The following is a 23,200-nucleotide window of genomic DNA, read 5'->3' as shown; positions in this document are numbered from 1 at the left end:
GTGGTCTTGCGTGCCACGCGAGTCACTCCTTCCGATCGATCGCGATCACGCCTGCCGACCGGTCATGCGATCCAGGACCGCTTGCTGCGCTTGTTTGCGCTCCTCTTCGGACAGCTGACCGGCCGCCGCGGCCGCATCGATCTCCTCGAGTTCCCGCCGCATGGTGGCGGGATCGTGCATCTGCTGCTCGACCTGGTCCTGGATCAATTCGCCCAACCAGATCACGCCACGCACCGGAGCGACGGGCAACGACAAGATCGATGACAGCAGACCCATGCCCTCACCCCTCCGCTGTGTGCTTGGTCACGAAGTCATAGGCCGCCATCGGACCGAGCAGGCTCAGCTCCACGCGGCCTTCCCAGTCCTCCCCGAGCCTGCGCAGCGTTTCCTCCAGGTCTTTCTGCCGGGCCAGCTCGACCAGCACCGCGATGTGGACGGCTTCCTCCTCGTGGCTGGGGTCCCGATGGTTGACGAGCGCGTCGAACTGCTCGAGCTCGGAAACGACCCGGTGGGTGTCCTCGGCTCGCTTGGCCTCGATGGCCTGATTGATCAGCTCGCCCAATGCGATCCGGGCATTGCGGGTCGCGTCCTCGGGTTTGTCGCGGATCTCGTCTCGCAGCCGCGCGGCCTCGTCGTTCTCCTCGAGCAGTTCCCGCAGGATCGTGTCCTCGACGTAACGGCCCCGGATCACGAACTGCGCACGACCCTCCAACTGCTCCAACGCGGCGCGGAACTCGTCCTCGTTCGCCCCGAGCAATTCGTTCTCCACCGCCTCGGTGTCGGTCATGACCGCACCGAACCGCAGCGGCAGCACCGGAGCGACCGCGGCCGAGCCGTCCAGCAGCTCGGCGTGCGCGGTCAAGTCATCGGGCGTACCCAGCGGCCGATCGGATTCGAGCGTGCTGATCAGTGCGGCGATCTCGCCGTGCCGCACCACCGCGACCTCGCCCGGAGGGTCGCCGACACCGGTGGCGTGCGGCTCGGGTTCCACGTCGGCGGGCACGATGCCGTAGACGTACACGGCGGCTTGATCGGTAGTCATCAACCCTCCCTGCGTTTGGGCCTGCTCGTCGTCTGGCGCTTGTCCTGCACGTCGCCGAGAAAGTCCATGACCTTCTCGCCCGCCGCCTCCAGCGCACCCTGTGTCTTGTGCTTCGCCGCGCCTTGGGTGACGTCGCCGACGATGTCGGTCAGTCCCTTCGGTTCGCTGGTGGAGATCTCCAGCCGGTTGACGGCTTCGGCGAAACGCAGATAGGTGTCGACGCTGGCCACCACGACGCGGGCGTCGATGGTCACCAGTTCGATGCCGACCAGCGACACGCGTGCGAACGCGTCGATGACCAGGCCTTTGTCGAGAATCGTGTCGATAACGTCGGCCAGGCTGGAGGAGTTCGGGCGCGCCATCGTGCCCGCTCCGCCGCCGCCTCCGCCTCCCGCGGGTTCGATGGTCATGCGTCTGCTCCTCGCCTCTCGCGCGACCGGCGGGTCACCGTGGTGCGGCGGCGGCGGGCAGCCGGTCGACGGCGGGGCGGCTCTTGTTCGTCCTCCTCGTCTTCCTCCGGCTCGTCCGCGTCCTGCTCGTCGGCCTCGTCTTCTTCGTCTTCGTCCAGCTGTTCCTCGTCGGACGTTTCGTCGTCCGCGTGATCGGCTTGCTCGTTCTCCTCTTCCTCGCGTCGTGCGGTCTCGTCGTCCTTGACGACCTTGCTGTCGCGGATCTCGCCGTGCCAGCCGACGATGTCGTCGGGGTGCAATACGGCCTCGGTCATGACGTGCCGCTGGAAGTGCTTGAGTTCCAGACGGCAGCGGCGACCAGCCGCGCGCCACATGTTGGCGGTCTTCTCGAAAAGCCCCTTGGGGTGGTACTCCAGCACCACGAGGATGCGGGTGAGGCCCGGCGTGATCTCGTGGAAGGTGACCGCGCCGTCGATGTGGCCCTTGTGGCCCTTGGAGCGCCAGACGATCCGCTCGAACGGCACCTGTTCGAGAATCGTGGACTCCCAGGTCCGCCTGGACCAGAACACTTTGCCGGTCCAGCTGAGTTTCTCGTCGGACACCTGCTCGACCTGCTCGAGCTTCTTGGTGAACTTCGGGAAGTCGGCGAACTGGGTCCATTGGTCGTAGGCCAGGTCGACCGGAACGCCGACGTCGATGTACTCGACGATATTGGTCAGTTTGATCTTCTTGCTGCCACCCTTGCCCTTGCCGCCGGTCAGCGATTCCTTCGCCGATTCGAATCCTTCGCGCAGGGTGTGGCCGAGCTTGCTCTTGCCCATGCTCATGGCCGCCTGCAGCGGCGAGGCGCCTCCGGCCAGCTTCTCCACGCCGGTCACCGCCGACAGCAGATTTCCTCCACCGCCTTCGGCGTACTCGGTCAACCGGCCCGCGGTCTTCGACACCTGATTCGTGAGGCCGGACACCGCGCGTTCGGCCAGCGTTCCGGCGAGGTTCTGCATCGATTGCTGTAGCACACCGGTCGGTGTGGCCGGAGGAGCCTTCTCTTTGGCGGTCGAGCCGGCCCGGCCTGCGGCTTTGGTGGCGCGGCCGACCGTGTCGGTGGCCGCCTTGCCGACTCCGGCCGTAGCGTCGCGCAGAGTTTTCGTCATCGCGCTCACCTCCTCGTGCGTCGGACGGGCGCTTCACCGGCATCGGCGCGACTGCGGCGTCCACGGACGCCGGACGGCTTTCGTTCCGCGGAGCCACGGTCCTCGCTGCGGGAGCTCGCCGCGCGTCTGGCGGCGGTGCTCGACCGGCGAGCGCGTGGCCGTGCGGCGGGTCGCTCGGTGTCGTCCTCGTCCGCGGGCTGGTCGGTGTCGTCCTCGTCTTCCTCGTACTCGTCCTCGAGGTCGTCGTCGGCGGACGCCGCTTGCTCGTCATCGTCGGCGGACGCCGCGTGCTCGTCGTCGGCGGACGCTGCCTGCTCGTCATCGTCGGCGGACGCTGCCTGCTCGTCGTCTTCGGCCGGTTCGTCGTAGGCGTCCTCGTCGGAATCCGTCTCCCGCGAGCGGCGGCGGTCCGCGTCCGCCAGAATCGTCGAACCTTGCTGCAAACGGGAGTTCAGCGCATCGATGCGGTTGCTGGCCGCGGTGACCGCGGCGGCGCGCGCGGCGCCCATCAACTCGCCGCGAACGGTGTCGGTGATCTTGGTCAACTCCGGTGACGATTTGAGCAGCGACGTCCCGCGCTCGAGCAGGTCCCCGGGCGTCCCCGCGGATCGCTTGGCCATCGCGGCGCCCGCCAGCGACAGCGCGAAGCGCATCTTGCGCGTGCGGCCCAGCACGTACCCGATGCCCACCCCTAACGCAATTCTCGATCCACCTTTCATTGCTCACTCCTTGCTCGCCTCGACGGCCACCGCACCGGTGGAGCCGGGCATGACGTTCCCGAAGTGGGATAGACCACATTGCGGTGGCCAAACCTCAGCGTATGCCTGGTTACCCAGCGGGTCGATGGGTTCTGCCTGCGAAGAGTGCGGGACGCGGGGACTGTCGAAGCGCTTCCAGCGATCACCTGGCCGAGAGCGGCCGCCACTCGCGGAAAATATTTCGGGAAACTTCGCGAACTATGTCGAACAGCCGCGGGCGACTCCGACCAGTAGGCGACAGCAGGTCACACCACAGCACAGGAGCACATCATGTCCGTCAACACCTTCTTCTGGTTCGACAACGCCGCCGAGGAAGCCGCCGCCTTCTACGCCTCGGTGCTTCCGAACTCGCGGGTGGTCGAGGTCTCCCGCAACTCCGATGGTTCGGCGTTCATCGTCTCGCTGGATCTCGACGGTCACGCGGTCACGCTGATGAACGGCGGGCCGGACCACCCGCTCACCGATGCCGCGTCGCTGCAAGTGGTGGTGGACACCCAGGACGAGGTCGATCGCCTGTGGGAGGCGCTCACCGCGCACGGCGGAAAGGCGGGGCCGTGCGGCTGGCTCACCGACCGCTACGGCCTTTCCTGGCAGGTGGTGCCCTCGGCACTGCCGAAACTGATGAGCGGTGACGATCCCGCCAAGACCATCGCCGTCGGCACCGCCCTGCGCTCGATGTCCAAACTCGACGTCAAGGTCCTCCGGGACGCCTACGACAACGCCTGATCGGGACTCCGCAGACGATGGGGACGCCCCACAATGCCGAAGACCCCGCCCGGACGCCATTGTCCGGGCGGGGTCTCCCGCGACGGCGTCAACGCCAGCGTTCGGGAGTGACGGGCGCCTCCCACGCCCGGGCGTAACGGCGCTTGTCAGGAGCGTCGTATTCCTTGCTGCGGTAGACCACATACGGCCGCACCAGGTAGCCGACCGGCGCGCTGAACATGTGCACCAGCCGGGTGTAAGGCCACAATCCGATCAGCGCGAGCACGACCAGCCCGTGCAGCTGGAAGGTCCACGGGGTGTCCACCATGAGTTCGGGCTGCGGGCCGAGGGTGAACAGGCTGCGGAACCACGGCGACACCGTCTCGCGGTAGTTGTAGGTCCCCCACAGCAGGTTGCTGCCCCAGGTGTTGAGCAGACCGGTGATCAGCGCGGCGGCCAGCAGCGCGTACATCAGCTTGTCGTTGCCGGTCGTCGCCTTGCGGACGGCCGGAACCGTGAAACGCCGGTAGAGCAGGATGGCCACCCCGGCCAGCACGGCGAGCCCGGCCACCGACCCCGCCGAGACGGCGATCAGGTGGTAGGCGTGCTCGGAGATCCCCACCGCGGCGGTCCACGATTCCGGGATCAGCACGCCGAGCACGTGACCGCCGAACACCCCGAGCATGCCGAAGTGGAACAGCGGGCTGCCCAGGCGCAGCAGGCGGCTCTCGTAGACCTGCGAGGAGCGGGTGGTCCAGCCGAACTGATCGTTGCGGTAGCGCCACAGGTGACCGAGCACGAACGAGGTGAACGCGACGTACGGCAGAATCAGCCACAGCGCGGTCGGCAGGTTCGGCGTTGCGTTCATCGTCGGCCTTCCGATCCGTCGAACAGGGAGGGGTCCATCGCGAAGGGTTCCAGCCCGACTTCCTCCTCGGGCGGACCCTGCGCGGCGAGTTCGGCGATGCGCCTCCGGTCCGCGGTGGTCGGCGGCGGCAATGTCGCCCCGATCGCCGCGAGCACTCCGGCATAGGGAGACCCGTTGTCCGACAGGGACAGCCGCAGCAGCTCCAGCACCGGAACATGCTCGCCGAGCAACCGTTCGCCGCCGATCGGATCGACGGTGGCGGCGAACTCCAGCAGCACCGGCAGGTGGTCGGGCAGTTCCTCGTCGCCGAGTTCGACACCGGCGTGCCGGTAGGCGTGCTTGAAGCGCAGCAACGCCATTCCGCGCTTGCGGGTGTCGCCGTAGGCGTAGAAGGTCAGGTGCAGGCTGGCGCGGCGGCGCATGTCGAAGGTCGCGACATAGTCCGCCGCGAGTTCCAGCGGCGGTGTCGTGCGCAGGTACTCGAGGCATTCGCTCAGGTGGGCGCGCACCTCGTCCGGCAATACGGTCGCGGCGTCGGTGAGTTGACCGATCATGGCCAGCGTCTGCTCACTCGGGTAGTCCAGCAGCAGCGCGGCGATCCGCCACACCAATTGACGGTCGCGCTGGGCCAGTTCGACCACCGGTTCCGGGCGGCGGCGCAGTTTCAGCAGGCTCATCGACCTGCTCCGGTCGGAGTGGAGGCAGGCTCACCGGCGACGGTGCCGCTCGAGCCGTTGGTGTGCCCGTTGCCGACGCCGTTCGCGTGCCCGTTGCCCGCGCCGTCGGCATGCCCGTTGCCGTTGGTCGGCAGCAAACCGTCGGTGCTCTTGCCGTCCCAGTTCAACAGGTTGATCCGGGACGACTTCTCCTGCGGCGCGGCATCATTGGAGTCGGTGAGGTGGAACTTCTCCACCATCTGGTCGAACGCCGTCATACCCGGCCCGCCGTCGGTGTCCAGGCTGCATCCGGTGGCGAGCGAATCCAGTTCGTGCGCGCGGGCTCCCGCGCCGGTCGGGATGACGTAGCGGTGCTCGTACTTGGCGATGGCCAGCAGCCGGTACATCGCCTCGATCTCCTCCGGCTCCAGCCGCACCGACGGCGCGATCGAGGGGTCCGGCTCCTCGCCGAGATTCACCGACCGCATGAACGAGCGCATCGCCGCCAAGCGTTGCAGGGCGGCGCGCACCGGCCCCACCTCGCCCGCGGTGAACAGCTCCGCGAGGTACTCCACCGGAATGCGCAGCGCGTCGATGGCGCCGAACAGGTTCGACGCGTTCTCGCCGTCGTGGCCGGTCTCGGTGAGCACGTCCACCACCGGCGACAGCGGCGGCACGTACCAGACCATGGGCATGGTGCGGTATTCCGGATGCAGCGGCAGCGCGATCTGGTAGTCCACGATCAGCTTGTAGACCGGCGAATCCTGGGCCGCCTGGATCCACTCCGGCGAGATCCCGGCCCGCTCCGCTTCGGCGACCACTCGCGGGTCATGGGGATTGAGGAACACCCCCAGCTGAGACGGGTAGAGATCCTTGTCGTCGGTGACCGACGCGGCCTCCAGCACGGCGTCGGCGTCGTAGAGCATGACGCCGATGTAGCGCAGCCGCCCGACGCAGGTCTCCGAGCACACCGTGGGCATGCCGACCTCCACGCGCGGGTAGCAGAAGGTGCACTTCTCCGCCTTGCCCGTCTTGTGGTTGAAGTAGATCTTCTTGTACGGGCAACCCGACACGCACTGCCGCCAGCCGCGGCACTTGTCCTGGTCCACCAGCACGATGCCGTCCTCGGCGCGTTTGTAGATCGCGCCGGAAGGACACGAAGCCGCGCACGAGGGATTCAGGCAGTGCTCGCAGATCCGCGGCAGGTAGAACATGAAGGTCTCTTCGAACTCCAGTTTCACCTGATCGGACAGCTTCGCCAGCAGCGGGTCCTTGCCGACCTGCTCGGGGCCGGAGCCGAGATCGTCATCCCAGTTCGCGCCCCAGGTGACCTGCGTATCCTCGCCGGTGATCAGCGATTTCGGTCGCGCGACCGGCGTGGTGTCGGTGGGCGGTGAGGACAGCAGGTTGTCGTAGTCGTAGCTCCACGGCTCGTAGTAGTCCTCGACCGTGGGCAGATCCGGGTTGGCGAAGATGTTCAGCAGCCGCTTGAGCCGGGACCCGGACTTCAGGGTGAGCTTGCCGCGCTTGTTCAGCGTCCAGCCGCCCTTCCACTTCTCCTGATCCTGGTACTGGCGCGGATAGCCCTGTCCAGGGCGGGTTTCCACGTTGTTGAACCAGACGTACTCGGTGCCGCCGCGGTTGGTCCAGGCCTGCTTGCAGGTGACCGAGCAGGTGTGGCAGCCGATGCACTTGTCCAGGTTCATCACCATGGCCAGCTGTGCCATGACGCGCATGTCAGTACCGCTTTCTCGCGTCGGGAAGTGCCTCGTGCGTCCTTGTGCCGCGCTCGTGCATGTCAGTACTCCACTTCCTGCGAGCGCTTCCGGATCGTGGTGACCTCGTCACGCTGATTTCCCGTGGGGCCGTGGTAGTTCAGCGCGAAGGACTGCTGCGCGTAGCCGCCGATGAGATGGGAGGGCTTGATCATGATGCGGGTGAGCGCGTTGTGGATGCCGCCGCGCTTGCCCCGTCCCTTGGTGTCCTCGCCGAGTCCTTCGATGCGCGGCACGTCCACCGCGCGGTCCTGGGCGTGGTACATGAACACCGTGCCCTCCGGCATCCGGTGACTGACGATGGCGCGGGCCACCACGATGCCGTTGCGGTTGATCGCCTCGATCCAGTCGTTGTCGGCCACACCGATCTTCGCCGCGTCGCGATCGGACATCCAGATCGTCTGCCCGCCGCGCGAGAGCGTCAGCATGTGCAGGTTGTCCTGGTAGGCGGAGTGGATCGACCACTTCGAGTGCGGCGTCAGATAGCGCACGGTGACGCCCTTGTCACCGACGTCGCCGATCGAGGGCTCGCGGAACAGCGCGGTCATGTCCAGCGGCGGGCGGAAGATCGGCAGCTGCTCGCCGAGCTCGATCATCCAGTCGTGGTCGAGGTAGAAGTGTTGCCGCCCGGTGAGCGTGTGCCAGGGCTTGAGCCGCTCGGTGTTGATGGTGAACGGCGAGTACCGGCGTCCGCCGGTCTCGCTGCCCGACCACTCCGGCGAGGTGATCACCGGCACCGGACGGGCCTGGGTGTCGGCGAAGGTGATCCGCTTGCCCTCGTGCTCGGCGGCCAGGTCGGCCAGCTGGGTTCCGGTGCGGCGTTCCAGCGCGTGGAAGCCCTCCACGGCCAGACGACCATTCGTGGTGCCCGACAGCGCGAGGATCGCCTCGGCCGCGTGCGTGTCCTTGGCCAGCGACGGGCGGCCTTGCGCCACGCCGGACACCACCGTGCCGTTCACCCCGGCGAGGTACTCGACCTCCTGGTCGGGGTAGGTGGTGACGCCCTTGGTGGTGACGCCGAGCGTGTCGATCAGCGGCCCGAGCGCGGCCATCTTCTCCGCCAGCTTCGGGTAATCGCGTTCGACGACGACCAGTTTCGGCATGGTCTTGCCCGGAATCGGTTCGCACTCACCGGCTTTCCAGTCCAGCACGCGCCCGCCCGCCTGGGCCGTCGCGTCCGGCGAGTCGTGCTGCAGCGGCACGGCGACGATGTCCTTGCGCTTGCCCAGGTGCTTCTCGGCCATCCAGGAGAACCCGCGCGCGATCCGGTGGAAGGCGTCGAAGTCGGTCTTGGCCTCCCACGGCGGCGAAATGGCGGGCGAGAAGGCGTGCACGAACGGGTGCATGTCGGTGGAGGACAGGTCGTGCTTCTCATACCAGGTGGCCGCGGGCAGCACGATGTCGGAGAACAGCGTGGTGCTGGTCATCCGGAAGTCCAGCGACAGCAGCAGATCCAGCTTGCCGGTGGCCGCGGTCTCCCGCCAGGTCAGCTCCTGCGGCCGCACGCCGGTGGCGTCGGTGGTCTGCAGGTTGGAGTCGGCGCCGAGCAGGTGGCGCTGGAAGTACTCGTTGCCCTTGCCCGAGGAGCCGAGCAGGTTCGCCCGCCACACGGTCAGGCAGCGCGGGAAGTTCTCCGGCGCGTCCGGGTCCTCGCAGGCGAAGCGCAGGTCTCCGGATTTCAGCCCGTCCACCACGTGCTCGGGCGCGGTCTTGCCCGCCGCCTCGGCCTCGTCCGCCAGGTCCAGCGGGTTGCGGTCGAAGGTCGGGTAGCTCGGCATCCAGCCCAGCCGGGTGGCCAGCGCGATGTTGTCGGCGGCCGTGCGGCCTGCGAACTTTCCGGTGCCGAGCGGCGAGGCGAACGACTCGGCGGTGAAGGGGTCATAGCGCCACTGGTTGTTGGTCAGGTACCAGAACACCGTGCCCTGCATCTGGCGCGGCGGGCGCTGCCAATCCAGTCCGAAGGCGAGAGTCGACCACCCGGTGACGGGGCGGCACTTCTCCTGCCCGACGTAATGCGCCCAGCCGCCGCCGTTCACGCCCTGGCAACCGGTCAGCAGGGTCAAGGTGAAGAACGCGCGGTAGATCTGGTCGGAGTGGAACCAGTGATTGGTGCCCGCGCCCATGAGGATCATCGAGCGACCGCCGGAACGGTCGGCGTTGTCGGCGAACTCCCGTGCGATGCGCTGCGCCTGGACGGCGGGCACGCCGGTGATCGTCTCCTGCCAGGCCGGGGTGTAGGGCTCGGCCGCGTCGTCGTAGCCGCTCGGCCAGGTGCCGGGCAGTCCGTCGCGGCCGACGCCGTACTGCGCGAGCAGCAGGTCGAAGACCGTGGTGACGCGCTTGCCCGCGACGGTCGTGGTCGGTACCCCGCGGGTGAGCACGCCGGGGGTGTCGCTGTCGAAGCGGGGAATCTGTACGGCCGCAGCATCGTCGGTGCGGCCATACAGACTCAGGAGGGGATCGACGTCCCCGAGATCGAGGTTCCAGCGCCCGGCGCCTTCTTCGCCGAACCGATGGCCCAGCGACCCGTTCGGCACCACCGGCTGCGCCCGCTCGTCCAGCAACACGGTCTGGAACTGCACGCCTTCGCCGGTGCGGCCCAGGTCGGCGGCGGTGAGGAACTTGCCGGGCACATACGCCCCGTCGCGCTCGTCCAGCGTGATCAGGTACGGCAGATCGGTGAAGCGCTTGATGTAGTCGAGGAAGCGCGGCGTCGACTTCTCGACGAAGAACTCCTTGAGCACCACGTGGCCCATCGCCATGGCCAAGGCCGCGTCGGTGCCGGGACGCGCGGCCACCCACTCGTCGGCGAACTTGGTGTTGTCGGCGTAGTCGGGGGAGACCACCACCACCTTCTGGCCGCGGTAGCGGGCCTCGGTCATGTAGTGCGCGTCCGGCGTCCGGGTCACCGGCACGTTCGAGCCCCACATGATGAGGTAGCCGGCGTCGAACCAGTCCGCGGACTCCGGCACGTCGGTCTGGTCGCCGAACACCTGCGGGGAAGCCACCGGCAGGTCGGCGTACCAGTCGTAGAACGACAGCATGGAGCCGCCGAGCAGCGAGATGAACCGGGCGCCGACGGCGTGGCTGACCATGGACATGGCCGGAATCGGCGAGAACCCGGCCACCCGGTCCGGGCCGTACTGCTTGATCGTGTACACGTGTGCGGCGGCGGCGATCTCGGCCGCCTCCCACCACTCGGCGCGCACGAAACCACCCTTGCCGCGGGCGGCCTTGTAGCTGCGGGACTTCTCGGGATCCTCGACGATCTCACCCCAGGCCAGCACCGGGTCCTTGAGCCGGGACTTGGCTTCCCGGTACAGCTCGAGCAAGGTGCCGCGCACGTAGGGGTAGCGCACCCGGGCCGGCGAGTAGGTGTACCAGGAGAACGACGCGCCGCGAGGGCAACCGCGCGGCTCGTACTCCGGCTTGTCGGCGCCCACCGACGGGTAGTCGGTCTGCTGCGACTCCCAGGTGATCACACCGTCTTTCACGTAGATCTTCCACGAGCACGAACCCGTGCAGTTCACGCCGTGCGTGGAGCGCACCACCTTGTCGTGCGACCAGCGATCCCGGTAGAACTCGTCGGCGCTGCGCCCGCCGACCTTGTGCAGCGTCCGGTGGTCGGCCGACACCTCGCCCCGGTGGAAGTATTTCCCCAGCCGCAGGAGGGCGTCCCCGGCGTCGACCGCCGGAGCGGAGGGCACGCGACCCTGGCTACGCGAATTAACCACGACGTCCCCTTCGAGCTGTGCAAATCGGGTTGATGTTCCGACTGTAAAGAGGCGCGCACAGCTGGCCAAACGTCTCTCTCACACCCCATTCGGGTCTGTGGTGAGTTGTGAGATCGCCGCAACGTGACGGTCACGGCCGGACAGGCCCGCCGGGATGCGCGCTGCGGGGCGACCAGGGAAGATGGACGATGACCTGGCCGGAAGCCGGTCGCGGAGATCAATTCCAGGCAGTGCCGGTGATGCTTTGGAAACGACCGGTTCTCTCGCGCTTTACATTTGTTAACACAATCGAGCGGGCTTCGGCGGCGTACCTTTTACCGATTTCCGTCCCGGTGCACTCCGGTTTCCCGCATGCGCACAGTTGCTTGGGTCACAATTCGCCGTGCGTTTGCCGATGGTCGGAAATTGTTGACGCCGAGGGCAGGATACGCCGAGATCCGGCCTCGAGGGGCCGACTTCGTCGAAGCGGCGAGATGCCCGCTCATTCGGTCCTGCGGGGGCGGCGCGAGCCCCTAGCTCGGGTCGCCGACAGCGCCAGCGCGGGATCGACGCCCACCGGGTCAGGCCGACGGATCGATATCCGCGAACGTGCTGACCCAATAGTGAGGCGGCCGTGGAGGATTGGGCTCGCCGGGCCGGGCGAGCCCGACCACCCGCCAGCCCGCGGTGACGGCGGCATCGAGTTCGTCGGGGTGGTCGGACAGGAACAGGATGCGCTCCGCGGGCGCGCCGATGGCGCTCGCGATCTTGTCGTAGGAGGACGACTCGCGCTTGCCGCCCGCCGTCGACAGATCGAAGTATCCGCTGATCAGCTCCGCGAGGCTGCCACCGCGCGCGAAGGCGAACCAATCCCGCTGATTGCGCACCGATCCCGAGGAGTAGACGTACAACGCCAGACCCGCCGCGTGCCACGCCGCGAGCGCGGGCGGCACATCCGGGAAGAACTCGCCGTGCAGCGCGCCGCCGCGGAAGCCTTCGGCGCAGATCAAGCCCTGCGCGGTCTTGAGCGGCTCGGCCTTCACATCGGTGTCGAGCCACTCGCGCAGGATCGCGGCGACTTCGTCCGGGCCCGCGTCCGGGCGACCGGCCAGCTGCCTGGTCGCCGCGAGGACGGTGGACGACGCCGGGCTGTCCTCGGCCAGCCAGCCCGGAAGCCGCTGCCGGGTGTAGCCGTACAGGTCTTCGCGGACGGCGGCGGTGGGGCTGGTGGTGCCCTCGATGTCGACGACTACGGCGACGGTCACGGCGCGGTCAGCAGCTGGTCGAGGGTGGGGAAGCCCGCGCTGATCTTGTCGCCGGTGAAGTCGCCGACCCAGCCGTCCTCTTCCTCGAAGAAGCGGATGGCGATGAAATCGGGGCGCTCGCCCATGTCGAACCAGTGCAGCGTGCCCGCGGGCACCGACAGCAAATCGCCGCCTTCGCACACCACCGCGCAGACCTCTTCGCCCAAGTGCAGGTAGAAGCAGCCGCGTCCGGCGGCGAAGAAGCGCACCTCGTCCTCGGCGTGCCGGTGCTCGTCGAGGAACTTCCCGCGCGCGCCCTTGGCGATCTCCGGCCACTGCGGGTCGGAGTCGTCGGGGTGGATGCGGGCGATGTCGATGTGCTTGAAGCGCCCCGACTCGTTCAGTTCGGCGACGTTCGCTCGGTAGTGGGCGAGCAATTCCTCGGAGGACACCGACGCGGCGTTCTCGACCACCGGCCAGCGGCCGAAGGTGATGCCGTGCTTCGCCAGTTCGGTGCCGATCAACTCGTCATCGGTGGTGCGCACACGCACGTCGGCCGCGTCGCCGGCGGCCATCACTTGCAGCAGGGTCATGTCAGTCCAATCTCGAGAACGTCGTCGCGCGGGCCGAACGCCGCCGCACTACCGGTGCGGATCACCAGTTCACACAATGCTTCCAGGCATTCGGCGCGGTCGCGTGCCTGAGCGAGATCATCACCCCACGCGGTGATCCCGTGTCCCGCGATGACCAGTACCGGGAGAGCGCCGGGATGGTCGAGGAGATAACGCTCGATGTCCTCGCCGATGCGGGGGACCTCGGGCCGGTTGGGGAAGACCGGGATGTCCGCCACGTCCGGATCGCCGCCGCCGAGCCCCTTGATCAGTTCGTAGCCGGTGATCCGGAGCGTGCCGAGCGCGCCGGGAACCGCGGACCGGGTGGCCAGCGCCGTCGCGAACGGCGGATGGATGTGCACCACCGCGTGGGCCGGGCGGGTCCGGTAGACGGCGGTGTGGATCGTGGTCTCCGCCGAGGGCCTTCGTCCGTGATCGGCAACGGGCGCCGAATCCGCCACGCGCACGGTGACCATGTCGTTTTCGGTGAGTTCGCCTTTGGACAGCCCGCTTCCGGTGACGAGCGCGGTGGCGCCGGTGCGCACCGAGATATTGCCCGCCGTGCCCGGCATCCACCCGCGCCGGTACAGCTCGCGGGCGATGTCGGCGATGGCCGTGCCGTGCGACCGATCGGATCGGTGCACCACGCCGCGCTCGGTGACCACCGCGGTCACCAGGTCGCCCGGCGTCACGTCGAAGGCCGGGTTGAAGACCTCGGTGTGCGCGGGAGCCGTTGCGACACCGCCGAATCCGGTCACCTCGGCCGCCGCGCGTTGTTCCACGACGATCTCCCGGCCGGTGGCCATCGCGAGATCGCGGGTCGATTCCGGGGCGACCACGACGAACGGTATGCCGTGATGACGGGCGGCCAGCGCGAGGCCGTAGGTGCCGATCTTGTTGGCGACGTCGCCGTTGGCGGTGACCCGGTCGGCGCCGACGAGCACGCAGTCGACCTGCCCGGTCGCCATCGCCCAGGCGGCGGCGGAATCGATGGTCAGCCGGTGCGGGATACCCGCTTCGGCGAGTTCCCAGGTGGTCAGCCGCGCGCCCTGTAGCAGCGGGCGGGTCTCGTCGACCAGGACGCGCTCGATCGCGCCGCGGTCGGACAGCACCCGCAGCGTGCCGATGGCGGTGCCGAACGCGCTGGTGGCCAGCCTGCCGGTGTTGCAGTGGGTGAGCACGCGCAGCGGACGGTCGGGACACAAGCTCTGCACCAGGTCGGCGGCGTGCGTGGCGGCGGCCCGGTTGACCCGGCCGTCCTCGGCCAGCATGTCCAGCGTCTCGGCGAGGACGGCGTCGGCGCCCCGGCCCACGTGGGCCCGCACCCGTCGCACCGCCCAGGCCAGGTTGACCGCCGTCGGCCGCGCCGCGGCGATCCGGTCCGCCTCGGCTCGCACCGCGGCCTCGTCGACCACGCCGTCAACGGTGTGCGCGGCGGTGGCGATGACGACGCCGAACGCGCCCGCGATGCCGATGGCGGGCGCGCCGCGGATGGCCAGCGTCTCGATCGCCTCGATGATCTCCTCGACCGTGCTCAGCCGCAGCTCACGTACCTCGTGCGGCAGTCCGCGCTGGTCGATGGTGACGAGCGCGCCGTCGTCCCAGACCAGAGAGCTGTCGTCCATCGGGCACATCCTTATCGCGTCGAGCCGTGTCGTGCCTGGTCAACGGTATCGGACGGCGGACGGCGGGCCGAAATCGCGTCAGACCGCCTCGGCGCGCAGCTCGGCGGCGCGTTTGCGCGGGTCGTAATCCGGGCCGACCCCCTCGATCAGCAGCAGGTCGCCGTCGATGTGATCGGCGCGCAGCGGCAGGATCTTCTGGTAGGCGGGCGAGTGGTACCACTCCCGCGCCTCGGTCATCCCGGGGAACTCGATCAGCACCATGCTGCCGGGCCAGCTGCCTTCCACCACCTCGGCCGGAGGTCCGTGGATGACGAAGCGGCCCCCGAAGGGGTCGAGAGTGGCCTGGATGCGCTCCAGGTATTCCAGGATGTCGGCATGGGGCCTGCGACTGCGGAGATGGGCGAAGCCATAGGCGGACATGGCGTGGGCGTTCCTCCGTTCGATGACACCGGAGATGGCGTCCGACCGACCGTAGGTCCGCTTCGCGCGGGGCGGCAATTACCTCGGAGGTAGTACAGCGGGGCCGGACACGACCGAGCCGCCGGTCCCGGGAGGAGTGGAGGGACCGGCGGCGCGGGTGGCGCAGATCAGCTACTGGCGGCGGTCCTGCTCGCCGCGCCGGTCGGGCATCTCGGACCTGGTGCCCCGACGGCCTTCCATATCCGAGCCCTCGCGCATGTCCTGCTCCTGGCGCTGTTGCTGCTGCTGCCTCGGCATCTGCTTCGGCATTTTTTTAGGCGTTTTCTTCGACTTTTCAGCCATCTCCACACGGTCCTTTCCGGGGGATTGATATTCGCCTAACGATCCAACGATAGCGAGCGTGTGTGACTTCCGGAAGAGGAAATGAAAAATATGGTCCGTAGCGGCCATTCGTGGCATTTCCCCAGGTCGGCGGGATGAACAGGCCGCGTTATAGTAACGAATCAGGTCATGCGGGCTTCGTCCGCGCATTTATGTTGGACAATCTGCCGGGCTGAGTCGCTCGGGGGCCGGCGCAATATATCTTGCGAATGCAAGCGGTTATCGGTATCGCGGTAAACCGCGCATCCGAGGTAATGGCTTGTTCAATTCTGCTTTCGCTGCGCAGCGTGCGCCGTCATCCGGGAGTCGAGCGGGTGACTCGTCGAAACCATTGCGGTGGTGTGCAATTCGCATCCAGCCTGTGCCGAGATGATGACCTCCGCGACTCCTGTCTACGTCTCGCACGCCGAATGACAAGTGTCCCAGTTTATTTCGCGCGTATGCACGAGGATGTCCGAAGCGTGGGGGTGATGCTGCCCCAACCATCAGCCGCTGGTGGTCGCCGAACAGTCGGCGTGCTCGAATCGCTCTATCCGGTGCACATCGACATGGGCTCGGACCGCTGGCGTTCCTCAGCGGCGCAGCGGCAGGAATTCGACGATCGCGCCGTCGACGGCGTCGGGCGGGACGACGACCAGACCGTCGCGGTCCACGAGGCCGCCGAGATGGGCGGTGCGGACGGTCGGGTCACCGACCCACCCGCCTTCATCGACGGCGCGAGCGGGAACGATGCGGGGCGCCTGACCGGCGATCTCGGCCGCGTTGTGCAGCGGCCCGCGCAGTGGGCGGGCCGCGGACGCCCCGGTGCGGCCCTCCACGATCGCGGGCGCGAGCGCCATGAGCGTGGCGACGGCGGCGAACGGGTTGCCGGGCAGGCCGAGCACCGTGGTGCCGGAGGCCAGTTCGGCGACGACGGTGGAACCTCCCGGACGCAGCCGCAGACGCGGCACCACGATCTCGGCTCCGGCGCGGGTCAGCGCGGCACGGAGCTGGTCGGCGGCCCCGCCGCCGGTCGCGCCGACGATCACCAGCAGGTCGTGATCCGGCGTGACGGTCAGGACCTCGTCGAAACCGTGCGGAGTGTCGCGCAGGTGTACCCGATCGGCGGTGCGAATGCCGTACCAGGACAGCAGATCCGGCAGGATCGGCCCGATCGAATCGCGGGTCTGGCCCGTCCGCAGCGGGCCCTCGCTGCGGATCTCGTCACCGGTCATGACGATGCGGGCGCGCACGGGGCCGCGCACCGGCGCCGCGGTGACTTCGACGCTGGCGGCCGCGGAGATCAACGCCGCGGTGACCGGCGTGCCTTCCGGCGCGACCGGATCACCGACTTCCCGGTCCTCGCCGCGGCGGCGGATGTCGTCGCGCGGTGGCGTGTCCGGCAAGCGATACAGCGTTTCGTCGGCGATGTGCGTGAACTCGTCGCGCAGCACGCCCGTGGTGCCGTCCGGGACGTGCGCGCCCGTGGCGATCCGCACCGCCTCGCCCGGCAGCAGCCCCACCGGCCGCCGCCCGCCCGCGAAGCCGATGTCCCGGCGCAAGCGCCACGGCCCGTCACCCGCCACCGCGTAGCCGTCCATCGCGGAGACGTCGAAGCGGGGCAGCGGCCCGGCGGCCGTCAGCGGGCCCGCGAGCGCGGCTCCGACCACCGAACGCAAGTCGGCGTCGTACGTCGTGAGACGAGATAGTCTGGCGCGCAGTATGCTTCGCGCATCGTCCAAAGCCAGCGGTGGGTGCTGCCGTGGCGCGCCGACCGTGGCCCTGGCCTCCCGGACCTGCTCCTCGGTGTCGCAGTCGCCGACCCCGGGCAACGGGATGATCGCGGCGGAGGCGGGCACCAGCGCCTTCATCGGCTGGTTGATCAGCGTCCCGAGCCCGTCCAGCGCGGAGGCCAGCGCGGAGCGCCGCCACACTCCGATCAGGTACTGCGGGCGTCCGGACTCGTCGGCCGCGAACACCGCGTCCGCGCCGGATTCGGTGGCGTGCCGGATGAGCTCGGCGATCGCCCAGGAGGACAGGAACGGCAGGTCGGCGGCCAGCACCACCACCAGCGGCGCGGCGGAGCCCAGGGCGCGCAGCCCCGTGTCGATGGCCGCCACCGGACCCGACCCGGGTGGCACCTCGCGAACCTGGATGATCTGCGGCGGGAGTTCGGGCCGGTACGGTCCGACGACCACCGTGTGCGCGCAGGAGGCCGCGGCGCCCAGCGACACCTCGAGCATGGAACGGCCGCCGATGACGATGGCGGGTTTGTCCACGCCGCCCATCCGGCTGGCCCGGCCGCCCGCGAGCACGATCGCGTCGGCGGCGATCACACGCCACGACCTTGAGCTAGGTACACCATGGCGGCCATGCTAATTCGTCACCGCCGGGAAGCCGGGGAGCCGACGGCGCCGATCAGGCGTTCGACCAGAACCGCGCCGGTGGCAGCAGCCGGAACTCGTTGAGCTCCGGATCGGCGAGCACGAGGTCGGTGTCCCGATCGGGAGCCGGGGCGGCGCGGTCGATCGTCGTGGCGCCCGCCGCGTGCAGCCTGGCCACCTCGGCGGCCCGGTCGTCGGCCGGAAATGAGGTGAGATCCAGGCGCAGCCTGGTCCGGCCTGTCCCCGCGTCGGGAGTGCGCACGAACTCCAGCCAGGAACCGAGGCCGGTCGGTGAACGCAGCCCGGCCAGCCGCTCGCCGCACCGCGCGGCGGGCCAGCCGGTGGCGGTCGACCAGAACTGACCGAGGAGCACCGGGTCGCGCGTGTCGACCACGATCGCCGCGATCGCGCCGGTGTCCACGTACTCCTCCCTGGGCTCGAGCACGCAGAACTCGTTGCCCTCCGGGTCGGCGAGCACGGCCCACGGCACCGCGCCCTGGCCGATGTTGACCGCTCGCGCGCCCAGCGCCAGCGCCCGGTCCACTTGGGTGCGCTGATGCTCCAGCGAGCGGGTGGCCAGATCCAGGTGCAAGCGGTTCTTGCCGACCTTCGCCCGCATCGCGGGCAGGAAGGTGAGTGCGAGTTCGCCACCGTCGGCGTCGGGGGCCGCGACGTCCACCTGGTCGGGCCGGTCGAGGGTCACGCTCCAGCCGAGCAGTTCGGCCCAGAAATCCGCGACCGAACGCGGCCGGTCGGCATCGAACACGACACATGCCAGGCGGGTGGGCATGAATCAACGGTACTGGCCGCCGATCCGGCCCGGAGGCATTTCCGGAAGCGGCGCTCAGCGGGCCGGAGGATCGGGTAACGGGAAGCGCGCGGCCCGCAGGTCGACACGGCCGTCCCGGGTCGGCACGCCTTCCTCTGCGAGCAAGCGCAGCTGGCGATGGGCCAGGTGCGCGGCCGGCCTGCCGCTCGCGCCGAGCACTCGATGCCAGGGCAGGTCGGCCGCGTCGGTGCGCATGATCCAGCCCACCGTGCGTGGCGTGGACAGTCCGACGGCCGCGGCGATGTCGCCGTAGGTGACGACCCGGCCCGGCGGGATCGACGCGACCAGGGCGCGCACCTGCTCGATCTGGGCGTCGGTGGTCGGCATCGGCTCAGAGCACCGAGCGCACGAGCTCACCGGTCTCGGCCGGATACGCCTGGGCGACCATGTGATCGCAGTTCCATTCGAGCACGGTCAGGTTGGCGCCCATGTGCTCGGTGAGCGCCGCCCGGAACTCCGGCGTGACGAACGGCGGGTGCACCTTCATCGCCTGCACCAGCACGGTGGGCAGCTCGGTGGGCGGCAGCACCCAGTGGCGGGCCAGCTGGCCCCAGTAGGAGTTGACGGCGGGCAGGCTCATCCGCCAGCCGAAGCGCCCGTTCGCGGTGGGCATCAGATGTTCGTCGAGTTCCGCTTGCAGTAGCCGCCGCTCGACGTCTCCCCAGCCGGTGTCGAGTTTGTCCTGGCGCGCGTGCTCGACGCTGTCGTAGTCGGCCGAGACCAGAGTGGACAGCGCGATCTCGTTGAGCCATTCCGGCTCCAGCGCGATGGCAGGATCGAGCAGAACGAGCTTGCGCACCAGGTCGGGATGACGATGCGCCAGGTGCAGCGCGCACGCACCGCCGAAGGAGTGCGCGACCACCACCACCGGCCCGTCCGCCTCCGTGGTGATCAGCTCGACCAGGTCCTCGACGATGGTCTCGAAATTCCACGGCGGCAGCGAGGTCGAGCGACCGTGCCCGCGCAGGTCGGGCGCGAGCACGCGGACGTCGGGCAGATGCCGGGTGGCCAGGTCCTCCCAGCGTTTGCCGTGACCGGTCACGCCGTGCAGGGCGAGCACCACCGGCCCCGTCGTCGGACCGAACCGATGGACATTCAAGACAGACACCGGTCCATTCTGACCTGCGCCCCGAGCGGCCGCAGCGCCGGTCATGCGGAGGCGTGTACCGGCGTGTCGGTCGTGTCTGTTGCAATAGCCCGCGTGGTGCGATCGGATGGCGCGGTGCGACTGGTTCGCCGGAATGTGGTGGCGCCCCGGCCGCGAGACTGGGGCGCCGACGTCCGCGCGCTGCTGGACGCCGCGGCCGAGGCCGGTCCCGCGCGCCCCGGGTGGCGGCCCTGGCAGGTACTCGGCGGCCCGGGCACCGGCAAGACCGCCCTGCTGGTGGATGTCGCCGCCGGGCGCATCGCGGCCGGAGCCGATCCGGAATCGGTGCTGGTGCTGACCCATTCGAAACAGGCGGCAGGCGCCGTGCGTGACGCCATCACCACGCGCCTGAGCGGACCGGAACCGGGCGCGGAGGGCGGTGTGCCCGGCGCCACACGAGAACCGCTGGTGCGCACGCTGCACTCGTACGCTTTCTCCGTGCTGCGCAGACACGCGATGGCGCACGGCAACCCGCCGCCGCGTCTGCTGACCGGCGCCGAACAGGACGCGGTGCTGCGCGAAATGCTGCGCGGCGACCTGGTGGACATGGCCGAGGGTGCGCGGAGTCTGTGGCCGGAGCGATTGCGGCCCGCGCTCGCGCTCGGCGGGTTCGCCGAGCAGTTACGCGATCTGATGCTGCGCGCCACCGAACGCGGCATCGGGCCGGAGGATCTGGTGCGCCTCGGCCGCGAGCACGCCACGCCGGAGTGGGTGGCGGCGGGCAGGTTCGCCATCCGCTATGAGCAGACGATGCTGTTGCGCTGGTCGGTCGGCGTCGAGGCGCCGGAGGCGACCGCGCCCGCCCTGGACGCCGCCGAACTGGTCGGCGCGGCGCTGGACGCGCTGGCCGCCGACCCGAATCTGCTTGCCACCGAACGCGCTCGAATCAGATACCTGCTGGTCGATGACGCACAGCACCTGGACCCCCAGGCGGCGATGCTGGTCGAGGTGATCGGGCACAGCGCGCGCACCACGGTGATCGCGGGCGATCCCGATCAGGCGGTCTTCGCCTTCCGCGGCGCGGACGCGCGGTTCGTCGCCGAACTCGACGTGCCCGGCGAGCGGCGCGTCGTGCTGCGGGACAATCACCGCTTCAGCGGTCAGGTGGAGCTGGCGGTCGCGCGGATCGCCGCGCGTCTGCCGGGCAGTGCGCCGCAACGCATCCCCGTGCCGGAACGCGCCGAACCCGGGGAGGACGGCACCGAGGTGCGGGTCCGCGTGCTGGCCACACCCGCGAAGGAAGCCGCGCTCATCGCCGACCATTTGCGCCGCGCGCATCTCACCGGCGGGGTGCCGTGGTCGCGGATGGCGGTGATCGTCCGTTCGGTGCCGCTGTCGCTGGCGCCGCTGCGCCGTGCCCTGCTCGCCGCGGGCGTCCCGGTGCAGCAGCCCGCGCTGGACACGCCGCTGGCGCGCAGGCGCGGCGCGGCCTGGATGCTGTTGTCGCTGCGCGCGGTGCTGGCGGGCGAGGCGGCGCAGCGGGACGCCGAACCCGCGTTCGAGCCGGAGGACGCCCTGGATCTGCTGTCCGGGCCGCTCGGCGGCGCCGACCAGATCTCCTTGCGCCGGTTGCGGCGCGGTATCCGGCGCGCGGTGCTGGAGTCCGTGCGCGCCGGGGCGAAGGCTCCGGACCCGGCCGGGGACTCGCCGCCGGATCGCGGCGCGGACCTCGACCGCCCCTCCGCGCAGATACTGCGCGACCTGCTGATCGGGACCGGCGATCCGGCGCTCCTGGATCGCCTCACCGACGTCGAGGCCGCGCCGCTGCGCCGGGTACTGGACACGTTGCGCCGGGCGCGCAAGGCGCGCGGGCGTGGCGCGGGCCTCGAGGACGTCCTGTGGGCGTTGTGGACCGGTTCCCGGCTGGAGCGACGCTGGGTGGCCCAGTCGGAGCGCGGCGGCGCGGTCGGCATGCAGGCCGACCGCGACCTCGACGCGGCCGTCGGATTGTTCGACGCGGCCGCGGCCTACGTCGACCGGTTGCCCCGCGCGAGCATCGAGGGATTCGTCGAATACCTGTCGCACCAGGAGATCCCGCAGGACGCGGCGCCGCGCACCGCGCCGCGCGAGGCCGTGGCGCTGCTGAGTGCGCACGCCGCCGCCGGTCGGGAATGGGACGTGGTCGCGGTCGCCGCCGTCCAGGAGGGGATCTGGCCCAATCCGCGCTCCCGTGGCACGCTGCTGCACACCGAGGAGCTGGTCGATCTCACCGCCGGGGTGTCCGACGCGGGGGAGCGGGTGAGCCGTGCGGCGCCGATCCTCGCCGAGGAACGCAGGCTGCTGCTCGTCGCGTGCAGCCGGGCCCGGCGGTCGCTGCTGGTCACCGCCGTGGAGTCGGTGTCGGGCGAACGTGACCTGGTGCCGTCGCGCTTCCTCGCCGAGCTGCTCGGGCACGACGACGACAGCGAGCCCGGTGCGCTGCCGGTGGTCGATCCCGGTCGCGCCCTGGTGATGCACTCCCTGGTGGCCGAATTGCGCGGCGTCGTCTGCGATCCCGAGGCCGACCCGCAGCGCAGGCGTCGCGCGGCACACCAGCTCGCCCGGCTGGCGGACGCGGGCGTGCGCGGCACCCATCCCGACGATTGGTACGGCACCGCCGAGCTCAGCTCGCGGCGTCCGCTGTGGAGCGAGGACGACGCGGCGGTGGCCCTGTCGCCCTCCACCGTCGAAATGCTGCGCACCTGCCCGCTGCGCTGGGCGCTGGAACGCAACGGCGGCACCGACGGCGACAACCCGCACGCCGTCAAGGGCAACCTCGTGCATACGCTGGTGCAGGCGCTGGCGGGCAAGGTGCCCGAGGGCGAAGTGCGCGCGGCGCTGGAGCGCGCCTGGCAGGCGGTCGACCCCGGGAGCGGTTGGCATTCCCGGCAGGAGCTGCGCCGCACCGAGGCGATGCTGGCGACCTTCTCGTCCTGGGTGCGCAACACTCGCGGCGAACTCACCCAGGCCGGTGTCGAGGTGCCGGTCGACTGCGTGTTGCCCGCGCGCACGGAAGACGAACGCGCCGTGCGGATCCGGGGCCGCGTCGACCGGCTCGAGCGAGACGCGCAGGGGCGTTTCGTGATCGTCGACGTGAAAACCGGCAAGTCGCCGGTCACCAAGCAGGCCGCCGTCGATCACGCACAGTTGGCGACCTATCAGGTGGCGGCGGCCATGGGCGCCCTCGACACTCCGGCGGAATCCGGCCCCGACGACGCGGCCACCGCGACCGGCCCGTCCGGCGAGCCCGGTGGGGCGCGGTTGGTGTACGTCGCCAAGCCGAGCAAGGCCGAAGGCGCGACCCAGCGCATGCAGCCGCCGTTGGACGCCGAGGCGCTCGACCAGTGGCGCGACACGATTCACCAGGCCGCGGCGTCCACTCAGGGCCCCAGCTACCTCGCCATGCGTAACGACGGATGCCGCCACTGCGCGGTGGCGGGCAGCTGCCCCGTGCAGGACCGCGGGAGGCAGGTGACCGACGAGTGAGCGCCTCGTCGGTCTCGCCGCGGTCGATCGCCGGGGC

At 69.7% G+C, this 23,200-nt stretch carries 20 protein-coding genes; 2 read left to right on the top strand and 18 right to left on the bottom strand.

Annotation, left to right across the window (positions count from 1 at the left end; all coding sequences use genetic code 11):
* Window positions 1–45: 45 nt before the first annotated feature.
* Genes GVY39_RS04745 through GVY39_RS04725 form a run of 5 tightly spaced genes read right to left on the bottom strand, consistent with a single transcriptional unit; the run spans window position 46 to window position 3,322 of the window.
* On the bottom strand, window positions 46–276 hold the full coding sequence (locus GVY39_RS04745; protein WP_159920781.1) for a gas vesicle protein GvpG: 231 nt from the start codon (window positions 274–276) through the stop codon (window positions 46–48).
* A gap of 4 nt (window positions 277–280) precedes the next feature.
* Complete coding sequence (locus tag GVY39_RS04740) at window positions 281–1,042, bottom strand: GvpL/GvpF family gas vesicle protein (protein ID WP_159920783.1); 762 nt, start codon at window positions 1,040–1,042, stop codon at window positions 281–283.
* A complete protein-coding gene (gene gvpJ, locus GVY39_RS04735; protein ID WP_195069460.1) occupies window positions 1,042–1,452 on the bottom strand; it encodes a gas vesicle protein GvpJ in 411 nt (136 codons plus the stop codon). Before gvpJ ends, GVY39_RS04740 begins: the two co-directional genes overlap by 1 nt.
* Entirely contained in the window at window positions 1,449–2,603 is a 1,155-nt protein-coding gene (locus GVY39_RS04730) for an SRPBCC family protein (RefSeq protein ID WP_159920785.1), read from the bottom strand. The genes gvpJ and GVY39_RS04730 overlap by 4 nt, the downstream gene beginning before the upstream one ends.
* Before the next feature lie 5 nt (window positions 2,604–2,608).
* Entirely contained in the window at window positions 2,609–3,322 is a 714-nt protein-coding gene (locus GVY39_RS04725) for a hypothetical protein (RefSeq protein WP_159920787.1), read from the bottom strand.
* A gap of 309 nt (window positions 3,323–3,631) precedes the next feature.
* Here GVY39_RS04725 and GVY39_RS04720 point away from each other — a divergent pair, with 309 nt between their 5' ends.
* A complete protein-coding gene (locus tag GVY39_RS04720; RefSeq protein WP_159920789.1) occupies window positions 3,632–4,087 on the top strand; it encodes a VOC family protein in 456 nt (151 codons plus the stop codon).
* Between the two features lie 88 nt (window positions 4,088–4,175).
* Here the strand turns inward: GVY39_RS04720 and narI are convergent, their stop codons facing one another.
* The 13 genes from narI to GVY39_RS04655 all read right to left on the bottom strand — a co-directional run bounded on the left by narI (window position 4,176) and on the right by GVY39_RS04655 (window position 19,704).
* Complete coding sequence (narI, locus tag GVY39_RS04715) at window positions 4,176–4,934, bottom strand: respiratory nitrate reductase subunit gamma (protein WP_159920791.1); 759 nt, start codon at window positions 4,932–4,934, stop codon at window positions 4,176–4,178.
* Window positions 4,931–5,611 carry a nitrate reductase molybdenum cofactor assembly chaperone gene (gene narJ, locus GVY39_RS04710; RefSeq protein ID WP_159920793.1) on the bottom strand — a complete coding sequence of 227 codons (681 nt, stop codon included), beginning with the start codon at window positions 5,609–5,611 and terminating at the stop codon, window positions 4,931–4,933. Before narJ ends, narI begins: the two co-directional genes overlap by 4 nt.
* Window positions 5,608–7,317, bottom strand: a complete 1,710-nt coding sequence (gene narH, locus GVY39_RS04705; protein ID WP_236565307.1) for a nitrate reductase subunit beta — start codon at window positions 7,315–7,317, stop codon at window positions 5,608–5,610. The genes narJ and narH overlap by 4 nt, the downstream gene beginning before the upstream one ends.
* 71 nt (window positions 7,318–7,388) lie before the next feature.
* Window positions 7,389–11,072 (bottom strand): nitrate reductase subunit alpha, encoded by a 3,684-nt coding sequence (locus GVY39_RS04700; RefSeq protein ID WP_159920797.1) that lies wholly within the window; start codon window positions 11,070–11,072, stop codon window positions 7,389–7,391.
* A 587-nt stretch (window positions 11,073–11,659) separates the two neighbouring features.
* A complete protein-coding gene (gene mtnC, locus GVY39_RS04695; RefSeq protein ID WP_159920799.1) occupies window positions 11,660–12,343 on the bottom strand; it encodes an acireductone synthase in 684 nt (227 codons plus the stop codon).
* The gene (locus GVY39_RS04690; protein ID WP_159920801.1) at window positions 12,340–12,915 is read right to left on the bottom strand and encodes an acireductone dioxygenase; all 576 of its coding nucleotides are present in this window, start codon (window positions 12,913–12,915) and stop codon (window positions 12,340–12,342) included. The genes mtnC and GVY39_RS04690 overlap by 4 nt, the downstream gene beginning before the upstream one ends.
* Complete coding sequence (mtnA, locus tag GVY39_RS04685) at window positions 12,912–14,558, bottom strand: S-methyl-5-thioribose-1-phosphate isomerase (RefSeq protein WP_159920803.1); 1,647 nt, start codon at window positions 14,556–14,558, stop codon at window positions 12,912–12,914. Before mtnA ends, GVY39_RS04690 begins: the two co-directional genes overlap by 4 nt.
* Window positions 14,559–14,636: 78 nt before the next feature.
* Window positions 14,637–14,978, bottom strand: coding sequence for a DUF1330 domain-containing protein (locus GVY39_RS04680; protein ID WP_159920805.1), 342 nt, complete (start codon window positions 14,976–14,978; stop codon window positions 14,637–14,639).
* Between the two features lie 171 nt (window positions 14,979–15,149).
* Window positions 15,150–15,320: a hypothetical protein gene (locus tag GVY39_RS04675; protein WP_159920807.1), complete on the bottom strand. Its 171-nt coding sequence runs from the start codon at window positions 15,318–15,320 to the stop codon at window positions 15,150–15,152.
* Window positions 15,321–15,931: 611 nt separating this feature from the next.
* Complete coding sequence (locus GVY39_RS04670; protein ID WP_159920809.1) at window positions 15,932–17,674, bottom strand: NTP transferase domain-containing protein; 1,743 nt, start codon at window positions 17,672–17,674, stop codon at window positions 15,932–15,934.
* 82 nt (window positions 17,675–17,756) lie between these two features.
* Window positions 17,757–18,512 carry a VOC family protein gene (locus GVY39_RS04665; RefSeq protein ID WP_159920811.1) on the bottom strand — a complete coding sequence of 252 codons (756 nt, stop codon included), beginning with the start codon at window positions 18,510–18,512 and terminating at the stop codon, window positions 17,757–17,759.
* Between the two features lie 54 nt (window positions 18,513–18,566).
* A complete protein-coding gene (locus GVY39_RS04660; RefSeq protein WP_159920813.1) occupies window positions 18,567–18,878 on the bottom strand; it encodes an MGMT family protein in 312 nt (103 codons plus the stop codon).
* Between the two features lie 4 nt (window positions 18,879–18,882).
* Entirely contained in the window at window positions 18,883–19,704 is an 822-nt protein-coding gene (locus GVY39_RS04655; protein ID WP_159920815.1) for an alpha/beta fold hydrolase, read from the bottom strand.
* Window positions 19,705–19,731: 27 nt separating this feature from the next.
* On the opposite strand from GVY39_RS04655, the gene GVY39_RS04650 reads away from it, so the two are divergent.
* Complete coding sequence (locus GVY39_RS04650; protein ID WP_370523769.1) at window positions 19,732–23,163, top strand: ATP-dependent helicase; 3,432 nt, start codon at window positions 19,732–19,734, stop codon at window positions 23,161–23,163.
* Window positions 23,164–23,200 lie beyond the last annotated feature (37 nt).

The sequence above is a fragment of the Nocardia sp. CY15 genome, from assembly GCF_009829295.1.
In the GTDB taxonomy this organism is placed as follows: Bacteria; Actinomycetota; Actinomycetes; order Mycobacteriales; family Mycobacteriaceae; genus Nocardia; species Nocardia sputi.
Note: the sequence above shows the minus strand (reverse complement) of the source record. Positions and strands in the feature narration are given on the sequence as shown.